General features: G+C 67.9%; 7 protein-coding genes. 6 read left to right on the top strand and 1 reads right to left on the bottom strand.

Annotated elements, in window-relative coordinates; translation table 11 throughout:
* From BI344_RS21725 to BI344_RS21700, 6 genes are all read left to right on the top strand, one after another.
* Positions 1 to 319 (top strand): carbohydrate porin (locus tag BI344_RS21725; RefSeq protein WP_139167109.1); only part of this gene is annotated, 319 nt, incomplete at its 5' end.
* A 56-nt stretch (positions 320 to 375) separates the two neighbouring features.
* Positions 376 to 1,500, top strand: coding sequence for an NHL repeat-containing protein (locus BI344_RS21720; RefSeq protein WP_071114875.1), 1,125 nt, complete (start codon positions 376 to 378; stop codon positions 1,498 to 1,500).
* The gene (efeB, locus tag BI344_RS21715) at positions 1,497 to 2,777 is read left to right on the top strand and encodes an iron uptake transporter deferrochelatase/peroxidase subunit (protein WP_071114874.1); all 1,281 of its coding nucleotides are present in this window, start codon (positions 1,497 to 1,499) and stop codon (positions 2,775 to 2,777) included. The genes BI344_RS21720 and efeB overlap by 4 nt, the downstream gene beginning before the upstream one ends.
* A gap of 48 nt (positions 2,778 to 2,825) precedes the next feature.
* On the top strand, positions 2,826 to 3,827 hold the full coding sequence (locus BI344_RS23495; protein ID WP_071114873.1) for an iron ABC transporter substrate-binding protein: 1,002 nt from the start codon (positions 2,826 to 2,828) through the stop codon (positions 3,825 to 3,827).
* A complete protein-coding gene (locus BI344_RS23490; RefSeq protein WP_095210856.1) occupies positions 3,828 to 5,414 on the top strand; it encodes an ABC transporter permease in 1,587 nt (528 codons plus the stop codon).
* 31 nt (positions 5,415 to 5,445) lie between these two features.
* On the top strand, positions 5,446 to 6,573 hold the full coding sequence (locus tag BI344_RS21700; protein WP_071114872.1) for an ABC transporter ATP-binding protein: 1,128 nt from the start codon (positions 5,446 to 5,448) through the stop codon (positions 6,571 to 6,573).
* Between the two features lie 65 nt (positions 6,574 to 6,638).
* Here BI344_RS21700 and BI344_RS21695 read toward each other — a convergent pair whose 3' ends face one another.
* Positions 6,639 to 9,272 (bottom strand): family 20 glycosylhydrolase, encoded by a 2,634-nt coding sequence (locus BI344_RS21695; RefSeq protein ID WP_071114871.1) that lies wholly within the window; start codon positions 9,270 to 9,272, stop codon positions 6,639 to 6,641.
* Positions 9,273 to 9,785: the final 513 nt, after the last annotated feature.

Genomic DNA, 9,785 nt, shown 5'->3' with positions numbered 1-9,785 from the left:
CCTGACCGCGCCGTTCGCCGGCCGCGACAATGACACCGTCGGCCTGGCGGTCGGCTACGTCAAGGTGGGCAACCATGCCGCCGGCGCCGATGCCGACGCCGGCGTGTCGATAGGCAATCTGGCCTACCCGGTGCGCAGCGACGAAACCCAGATCGAAGCCACCTACATCTACCAGCTGACCCCTTGGTGGCAATGGCAGGCCGATCTGCAATACGTGCGCAATGTCGGCGCCGGCGCGGTATCGCCCAACGACCCCACCAGCACCCAGCGCATCCCCAATAACTGGGTAGTGGGCCTGAAGACCACCATCACCTTCTGACCATAAAATACCGACTGGCCGGACCGAAGCGTCCGGCCATAATGGAGAGTGTAAAGATGAAGCGGAACTTCTCGCATCGCGGCCTCGCCGCAGCGGCCATCGCCGCCATGCTGGCGCTGACTGGCGCGGCTCACGCCGACGGCAACTTCCTGTCCGGCATCAGACGCCACACCATCCTCACCAACACCGTGCCCGACAACGGCGACCAGAACCCCTACGCCATCGCGGTGTCGCCGGTCAGCGCCGGCAAGCTCAAAGCGGGCGACGTGCTGGTGGACAATTTCAACAACGCCGCCAACCTGCAGGGCCTGGGCAGCACCATCGTCGACTACCATCCGGACAGCAAGCAGATGTCGCTGTTCGCGCAGCTCCCGCGCACGCTGCAGCAGTGTCCGGGCGGCGTCGGCCTGTCCACCGCGATGACGGTGCTCAAGAGCGGCTGGGTGATAGTCGGCAGCACGCCCAGCAACGACGGCACCACCGACACCAAGGGCGCCGGCTGCCTGATGGTGCTGGACTCGTCCGGCAAGCTGGTCGACGTTTGGGCCGGCGCCGACATCAACAACCCATGGGGCAATATGGCGGTGATAGACAAGGGCGACAAGGCCACGCTGTTTGTCAGCAACTCCGGCTTCGGCGTCGGCAGCTCCAAGGGCACGCCGCCGGTGGTGAGCCTGGCCACCGTGCTGCGGCTGGAGCTGGACATCCCCGCCGGCCAGGCGCCCAAGATCGTCAGCCGCACCGTGGTGGCCAGCGGCTTCGGCGAGCAGGCCGACAAGGGCGTGTTCCTGATCGGCCCCACTGGCCTGGCCTACGGCAAGGACGACAAGCTCTTCGTATCCGACGCGTTGAACAACCGCATCAGCGAAATCTGGGACGCTACCACCCGCACCACCAGCGCCGGCATCGGCCGCACCCTGACCCACGACGGCCTGCTGCTGCGCCCGCTGGCGATGACCACCACGCCACAAGGCCATCTGCTGGTCACCAACGGCTCCAACGGCAAGGTAGTGGAGATCGACCCGGCCACTGGCGAACAACTGGCGGCGCGCTGGATCGACGCCAACAAGGCGCAGACCCCGCCCGGCAACGGCGACCTGTTCGGCATCGCCATGACGCCGGAAGGCGATGGCTTCTACTTCGTCACCGACGACAACAATAATCTGGTATTGGCAAAATGACAGACCGCAACAAGCCGAAACAACCATCGCGGCGCGGCTTCCTCAAAGGCGGGGGCGCGCTGGCGCTAGCCGGCTGGCTGGGCGGCGGCAAGGCGCTGGCGGCCGCTCAGGCCAAGCGCGCCAAAGCGGCGGCGAGCGACCACGAGCCCTTCGACGGCCCGCACCAGAGCGGCATCCTGACGCCGCAGCAGCAGAACAGCTACTTCGCCGCCTTCGATCTGCAAACCAGCAAGCGCGAGGACGTCATCGCGCTGCTGAAAACCTGGACCGAGGCCGCCCGGCGCATGAGCCAGGGCCTGCCCGCGCGCGCGCTGAGCGGCCAGAACGACAAGGCGCCGCTGGACTCCGGCGAAGCGGTGGGCCTTGCCACCGCCCGCCTCACCCTCACCTTCGGCTTCGGCCCAGGCCTGTTCAGCAAGGACGGCGTCGACCGCTACGGCCTGGCGTCGCGCCGGCCGGAAGCGCTGGTGGACCTGCCCAAATTCAACGGCGACCAGTTGGTGCCAGAGAAGAGCGGCGGCGATCTGTCGATCCAGGCCTGCGCCGACGATCCGCAAGTGGCTTTCCACGCGGTGCGCCAGCTGGCCGCCATCACCGACGGCATCGCCAGCGTGCGCTGGGTGCAGACCGGCTTCGCCAGCGGCGCGCCCGGCGGCGGCACTCCGCGCAACCTGATGGGCTTCAAGGACGGCACCAACAACCCGTCCACCAAGGACCCGGCGCTGATGAACCAGTTCGTCTGGGTCGGCGACGAGGGCGGCTGGATGAAGAACGGCAGCTATATGGTGGTGCGCCGCATCCGCATCGCGCTGGAGCACTGGGACAAGACCGAACTGGGCTTCCAGCAGGAAGTGGTGGGCCGCTACAAGGACAGCGGCGCGCCGCTGGGCCAGAAGCGCGAGTTCGAGCCGATGAGGCTGGACGCGGTGGACAAAGAAGGCAATCCGGTGATACCGGACACCGCCCACTCGCGCGTGGCCTCGCCGCAGGAGAACGACGGCGCCCGCATCCTGCGCCGCGCCTACTCCTACAACGACGGCGCCAACTTCTACGCCGAGCGCTGGCCGCCATGGCGCCAGGGCGTCGAGTACGACGCGGGCCTGTTCTTCATCGCCTACCAGCGCGACCCCCGCACCGGCTTCATCCGCATCAACAAGAAGCTGGCGAGCATGGACATGATGAACCAGTACATCACCCATGTCGGCAGTGCTGTCTTCGCTTGTCCGGCAGGCGCGCGCCCCGGCGGCTATATCGGCGAAGCCCTGTTCAACAACTGAGAAATCCAACCGGGGCGCCGCCAGGCGGCGTCCACATAGGGAGCAATGATGAAACGCACACTGATTTCCGCCCTGCTGGCCGGCACCGTGCTGGCCGCCAGCCAGCTGGCCGGCGCCGCCAGCCTGATCCTTTACAACGCCCAGCACCCGCAAACCATCAAGCTGCTGACCGACGACTTCGAAAAAATGAGCGGCGTCGGCGTCAAGATCCGTTCCGGAGAAGGCCCGGAACTGTCGGCCCAGCTGCTGGCCGAAGGCAAGGCCTCGCCGGCCGACGTCTATTTCGCCTCCAACTCGCCGGAACTGATGCTGCTGGAAAACCGGCAGATGCTGGCCAAGCTGCCGGCAGCCACCCTGTCGCCGATTCCGGCGCGCTACAGCTCGCCGCAGGGCGAATGGGTGGGCGTGATGGCGCGCGAGAACGTGCTGGTGTTCAACACCAAGCTGGCCGCCGCCGGCCAGATGCCCGCCAGCCTACTGGACCTGGCCAAGCCGCAATGGAAGGGCAAGCTGGCGATCGCTCCGTCCGACGGCGACTTCCTGCCGCTGGTCAGCGCTGTGCGCGCGCTGAAGGGCGAAGCGGCGACCCTGGCCTGGCTGAAGGGCCTGCGCGACAACTCGCAGACCTTCGACGACAACGAGGGCGTGGTAGCGGCGGTGAACCGCGGCGGCGTGGCGGTGGGCGTCATCAACAACTACTACTGGACCCGCCTGCAGGTGGAGCTGGGCAGCAAGGGCATGCACAGCCAGCTGTACCACTTCGCCAACGCCGACGTCGGCGCGCTGGTCAACGTATCCGGCGCCGGCATCCTGAAAACCTCGCGCAACCCGGAAGCGGCGCAGAAATTCCTGGCCTACCTGGTAAGCCCGCGCGCGCAGCAACTGATCGCCAAGAGCAACATCACCTTTGAATACCCGCTGCTGCCCAGCGTGGCGCCGGCGCCGCAGCTGAAGCCCTTCAGCCAGCTGACGCCGCCGCCGCTGGACATGCAGAAGCTGGGCGACGACAGCCAGTCGGCCAAGCTGCTGCGCCAGGCCGGATTGCTGTAAATGGATGCCGCCACCTTGCGCCTGGCCGCCGGCGGGCGGCGGCCTTGGGGCCTGCTGGCCGGCGCCGCCGCGGTGGCGGCGCTGGTGCTGCTGCCGCTGGCCTTCACGCTGTGGCAGGCGCTGACCTACGGCGGGCAGGAAGCCGCCGACCTGCTGTTGCGCCCCATCGTCGCCCGGCTGGCCGGCAACACCCTGCTGATCGTCGTCGCCAGCACCCTCAGCTGCGCGCTGGCCGGCACCGCCTCGGCCTGGTTCGTCGAACGCACCCGCCTGCCCGGCCACAAGCTGTGGGCGCTCTTGTGCGTGGTGCCGTTGGCCATCCCGCCCTTCATCACCAGCTTCGCCTGGGTGTCGATCAGCGCCGACCTGCAAGGCTTCTGGGGTGCCTGGCTGGTGCTGACCACCGCCTACACCCCGCTGGTCTACCTGCCGGTGTCGGCGATGCTGCGCAATATGGATCCGGCGCTGGAGGAAACCGCGCGCGCACTGGGCCTGGGACCGTGGGCCTGTTTCGGCCGGGTGGCGCTGCCGCAACTCAAGCCCGCGCTGCTGGGCGGCATGCTGCTGGTGGCGCTGTCGTCGCTGTCCGAGTTCGGCGCCTTCATGCTGCTGCACTTCCATACTTTCACCACCGAAATCTACGCCGAATACCGCGCCAGCTTCGACAGCGCCGGCGCCTCGCTGCTGGCCAGCGTACTGATGCTGCTGGGCGTGGTATGCCTGCTGGCCGAGCTGCGCGTGCGCGGCGACGCCCGCTACCAGCGGCTGGACCGCGGCGCGCGCCGCGCCGCTCAGCGGATCGAACTGGGCTGGAAGCGCTGGCCGGTGCTGGCAGGGTTGCTGCTGCAAACCGCCGCCACCCTGCTGGCCCCAATCGCCACCATCCTGTACTGGACGCTGCAACCGGGCGCGGACGCGGTGACGCCGGCCGAGGTGTCGCCGCAGCTGTTGTTGTCCGCCACCTTGTCCTCGTTGGAGCTTGGCCTGTCCGGCGCGGCACTCACCACGCTGCTGGCGCTGCCGCTGGGCTATCTGCTGGCGCGCCACCCCGGCCGTCTGGCCCACCTGCTGGAGCGGGTGGTGTATCTGGCGCAGGGCGTGCCCGGCATCGTCATCGCGCTGGCGCTGGTGAACCTGGCCATCCAGTGGCTGCGCCCGCTGTACCAGAGCGCGCTGATGCTGGTGCTGGCCTACGCCGTCATGTTTCTGCCGCTGGCGCTGGTCAGCGTGCGCAGCGCGCTGCTGCAGGCGGAAAGCCGGCTGGAGGAGTTGGCGCGCTCGCTGGGCCTCAACTGGTGGCAGGCTCTGTGGCGGGTGGTGCTGCCGCTTGCCGGCCCTGGCCTGGGCGCGGCGGCCAGCCTGGTGTTCATCTCCATCGTCACCGAACTGACCGCCACCCTGCTGCTCTCGCCGATCGGCACCGAAACGCTGGCCACCCAGGTCTGGGCCGACACCGCCGCGCTGGCCTTCGCCGCCGCAGCGCCCTACGCCGCCATCCTGATCGCCCTGTCGCTGTGCTCCACCTGGCTGCTGATGTCGCTGCTGGGACGCGGCGCGGTGCTGGGCGGCGGCGCCCACCACGAATAGCGGCGCGCTTGCCATTACGCTGGAAAACATCATGTCAGAATTGAAAATCGCCGGACTCGGCAAACACTTCGGCAAACAGCGGGTGCTGGACAACATCACCCTGGACGTCGGGCAGGGTTCGCTGCTGGCACTGCTGGGGCCGTCCGGCAGCGGCAAGACCACGCTGCTGCGACTATTGTGCGGCTTCGAACGCTGCGACGGCGGCAGCATCCACATCGGCGGCCGCCTGGTCAGCAGCCCCGATGTCCATCTGCCGCCGGAGCATCGCCATATCGGCTACGTGCCGCAGGAGGGCGCGCTGTTCCCGCACCTGTCGGTCGCCGACAACATCGTGTTCGGCCTGCCGCGGGCCGAGCGGCGGCAACGCCACCGCGTGGCCGAGCTGCTGGAAATGGTGGGCCTGCCGGCGAGCTTCGCCGAACGCGCGCCGCAACAATTGTCCGGCGGCCAGCAGCAACGGGTGGCGCTGGCGCGCGCGCTGGCGCCCAAGCCGGCGCTGGTGCTGCTGGACGAGCCGTTTTCGGCGCTGGACGCCGCGCTGCGCGGCGAAACCCGCCAGGCGGTGGCGGCGGCGCTGGACGCCAGCAACACCACCGCGCTGATGGTCACCCACGATCAGGCCGAGGCGCTGACCATGGGCAGCCAGGTGGCGGTGCTGTGGCAGGGCCGGCTGTTGCAGGTGGCCAGTCCGCAAACGCTGTACCAGCGCCCGGCCAGCGCCGCGCTGGCCGATTTCGTCGGCGACGCCATCCTGCTGCCGGGCGAGGCCGGGAACGGCGAAGCGCTGTGCCTGCTTGGCCGCCTACCCTTGCTCGACGATATGCCGCAAGGGGCGGTCAACGTGCTGCTGCGCCCGGAGCAGATATGCCTGCAGCCGGCAGGCGGCAGCGCTCCGCAGGCGGAGGTGATCGACGTCAGCTACTACGGCCACGACGCCAGCGTGCGGCTGATGCTGGCGGACGGCAGCCTGCTGGCGGCGCGGGTGCCCGGCCATCGCAGTCCGCAGCCGGGTCAGCGGGTGTCCTTGAGCGTGGAAGGCGCGGTGGCTTGTTTCGCCGCCCCGCAGCAGGCGCAGGAGGCAAGCGGCGGCCGCGGCGGCCTTCCTGCCGGCGCCACCCGGCTGCAGCACAGTCCGGCGCTGTTCCGCCACGGCAGCTGACAGCCGCCTGCCCATGACAACAGCCCGCCGGCATGCCGGCGGGCTGTTGTCATTTCCAGCCGAAATCAGTTGCCCAGCGTCTCCACCCGGCTGCCGCGCCTGCCATCCTGGCTGACGCCGCGCCAGTAGCGCGCCTGCACCTGCTGGCCGGGCGAATAGAACTGCCAGCTGCGGCCATCATAAGAGTACTCCAGCCGCGCGCCGGGCCATTCGGTGGCGGTCGCCAATCCGTTCGGACCGGACAGCCCCGCCGGCAGCGGCAAGCGGTAGGCTATGCCGGCCCGCTCCAGCTTGGGAGCCTCTCGCCAGCCCAGCACCGCGGCGAACTGCTGCCAGTCGCGGTTCAACGCGTCCTTGTCCACCAGGTGGGTGACGCCCAGCTGGTAGGTTTCCCCCACCGTGTACGGCCGCTCCCAGCCGGCCTTGTGCCAGGCTCTTTCGGCCAGCGCCAGCAGGCGCGGATAGACCATGGTTTCAAACTCCTGGTCGGTGCGCATCACCTCGGTCCAAGCCTGGCCCTGGATGCCGGCGTACTGCGCCGGCGCGGCGGAGCTGCTCACCGCGAACGGCTGACCCTGGCGGTCCGGCATCACTTCGGCGTTTTGCGGCAGATTGTCCGGCGCGAAGCTGAACACCTTGTAACTGTCGGTATCGCGCGACGCCCAGTAATAGCCGTGCTCGCGCGGGTTCAGCTCGTAGGGGAAATCGAAGTAAAGGTAGTCCGGCAACGCCAGCACCGTCTTGAAGCCCTTGGCGGCGTAACCGTTTACCGCCTGAGCGGCGCCCCAGTACAAGGTGTCCCATTCGGTGACCATGGTGTTGCGGGTGGCGAAGTCGGCGGATGAGGCCGCCCCGCTGACGCCGTCCTGCCATGCCGCCATGGTGGCGATGCCCTGATTGGCCACGATGCGACTGGCCTCGCGCGCGAAATTGAGCGGCAAGTCGGCCACGCTCTTCAGCTGTCCTTTGGCGATCATCGCCTGGCAGGCCGACGAGCGCCCCCAAGGCTGGTCCTGCTCCGCCATCCTCACCTTGCCCTTGCCGGGATCGCCGCCGCTGACATCCTGGAAGCCGGGCCCCAGCAGGATGTTCTTCGCCTCGTCGCCGCCGAAGTGCCAGGTTGCCAGCGGCTGGCCGGCGTCGCGGTGCATCGACGCCACCTCGGACACCAGCTTGGCGACAAAGCGCTGGCTGCCCGGCACGCAGGGGTTCAGATAGGTATGGCGGTCATAGAACTGCACCGACAGCGTGTTGGACTGGTCCTGTGGGTCCAGCAGCCGGTATTCGGCCGCCGCCTGCGGCTGGCCCTGCGCCAGCAGCTTGCGGTAGCGCGCCTCCATAGCCACCACCGCGGCGCGGGCGTGCGCCGGCATGTCGAACTCCGGAATCACCTCGATGAAACGCGCCTGGGCGTAACTCACCAGCGAGATGTAATCGGCGCGGGTGAAATAGCCGCCGCCGGACTGGTTGGCCGGGCCGGAGCCCAGCTGCGGCACCAGGCATTGGGTTTCCGTCAGGTCGTGGCAGCGCCGCGCGCCGACGTCGGTCAGCTCCGGCAGGCCGGGAATCTGCAGCCGCCAGCCTTCGTCGTCGGACAGGTGCAGGTGCAGCTTGTTGAGCTTGTAGGCCGCCATCTGGTCTATCAGGCGGCGTACCGTGGACGGTTGCTTGAAGTTGCGCGCCACATCGGCCATGAAGCCGCGGTGGGCATAGCGCGGCGCGTCTTCCGCCGTCATCCAGCGCACCTGGCCGCCGCCCTGCGGCAGCAGGCCCAGCAGTGTCTGCACGCCGTAGAACACGCCGGCGGCGTCGAAGCCTTCCACTTTCACGCCATGCTGGCCGATCAACAAACGGTAGCCGCCGGACACGGCGATATCGGCCGGCAAGCGGGCGCCGACCACGCCGCCGGACACGCCGATGCCGTCGCCGCGCAGGCCAAGTTGCGCCGCGCGCTGCTCCAGCGCCTCCCGCTGCGCCGGGCTGACGCCGGACAGGTTCAGGCTGAGGCCGCGGACCAGCAGCTCCCCGCCGCCCAGCTGCTGGCGCCGCACCGCCGGAATCACGCGGTTGGCCACTTGCGCGGCGGAAAGCTGCGCGCCGCGCTGGCTGAAGCTGTGGTAGCGCTGCGCCATATTCATCAGCGGCCGCAATTCACCGGCCGGATTCTTCCAGTTGTCCCCCGTCAACGGCAGCAGATAACTGGCGTCGTCGCTGCTGTTGTGCTGCAGCACCGCCGGCGCTTGGCCATCCACCACCACATAGGGACGCGGCAGCACGTCGCTCTCCTGCAGGATCCAGTATTCGTCTATCAGCGGCAGCTCCAGCGTTTGGCCTGGAGCCAGGCCCTGGAAACTGGCGGTCGGGGTAATCTGGTACAGGTCGCCGGTGATGCGGCGGATGGCGAAGTCCGGCGTATCCAGCTTGAGGATGCGGCGGATGCTGTGCAGGTACAAGCTCCAGCCGCCGCCAGCCGGCACCGCCTGCCCGCCCTTGTTCTCCAGGATCAGCCGGCCCTTCAGGCAGGACGCCCAATCCGCGCCCAGATCGGAACACGGCGCGCCCGCCGCCGCTCCCTTGTTGCTATCCACCGCCACCCGCATGAACAGACTCTGGCCCAGTTGGCCGGCATCCGGCGCCGCCCAACTGCCGGCCGACCACGCCGCCAGCACCACCATGCCCAACAATCGCTTCACGCCCATCAGCCGCTCCCTTGTTATCTCAACGCGCCATGAGGCCGGAACCGGCGCCCCGCGCCGCCCGACTGGAATCTTCAACGCTGCGCCCGACTCGAGGCGCGCAGGTGAAATTGGTATTTAATTGGTATGTCAATTGGCGCGCAAGAGGTACTGCCAATTAGGACTGCTGCAATGCAAATCATTGCGCGGCGGACTTGCCGGCATAGGCGAATGCGGATAGAAGCCTCCCTCTGCGCGCGGACATCGCGGGCTGCGGTTGCCCGTCGATGAAGCCGCGCGGCAATCCCTCCGCCCCGCACATGATGCGCGGGCGTGCAGGTCCATCGCCACCGCCGGATACAACCAGCCTTCCATGGCATGCGATGCGGTCACATCCAAGCCAAGCATGCCAGTCGATGTATTCATACCGCAACAAAACACTTTCCCAATACAACAAAAGCATATGCGCGGTCATTTTACCGTTGACATAACGGTGTCCAGAATATAATTTAAATGATAATTATTATCATTATCATT

This window comes from Chromobacterium sphagni, assembly GCF_001855555.1.
GTDB lineage: Bacteria > Pseudomonadota > Gammaproteobacteria > Burkholderiales > Chromobacteriaceae > Chromobacterium > Chromobacterium sphagni.
This window is presented reverse-complemented; position numbering and strand designations above follow the sequence as displayed.

Coding starts and splice junctions, on each gene's coding strand:
- BI344_RS21695 (WP_071114871.1), bottom strand. CDS start 9,272: ATGGGCGTGAAGCGATTGTTGGGCATGGTGGTGCTGGCGGCGTGGTCG.
- BI344_RS23490 (WP_095210856.1), top strand. CDS start 3,828: ATGGATGCCGCCACCTTGCGCCTGGCCGCCGGCGGGCGGCGGCCTTGG.
- efeB (WP_071114874.1), top strand. CDS start 1,497: ATGACAGACCGCAACAAGCCGAAACAACCATCGCGGCGCGGCTTCCTC.
- BI344_RS21700 (WP_071114872.1), top strand. CDS start 5,446: ATGTCAGAATTGAAAATCGCCGGACTCGGCAAACACTTCGGCAAACAG.
- BI344_RS21720 (WP_071114875.1), top strand. CDS start 376: ATGAAGCGGAACTTCTCGCATCGCGGCCTCGCCGCAGCGGCCATCGCC.
- BI344_RS23495 (WP_071114873.1), top strand. CDS start 2,826: ATGAAACGCACACTGATTTCCGCCCTGCTGGCCGGCACCGTGCTGGCC.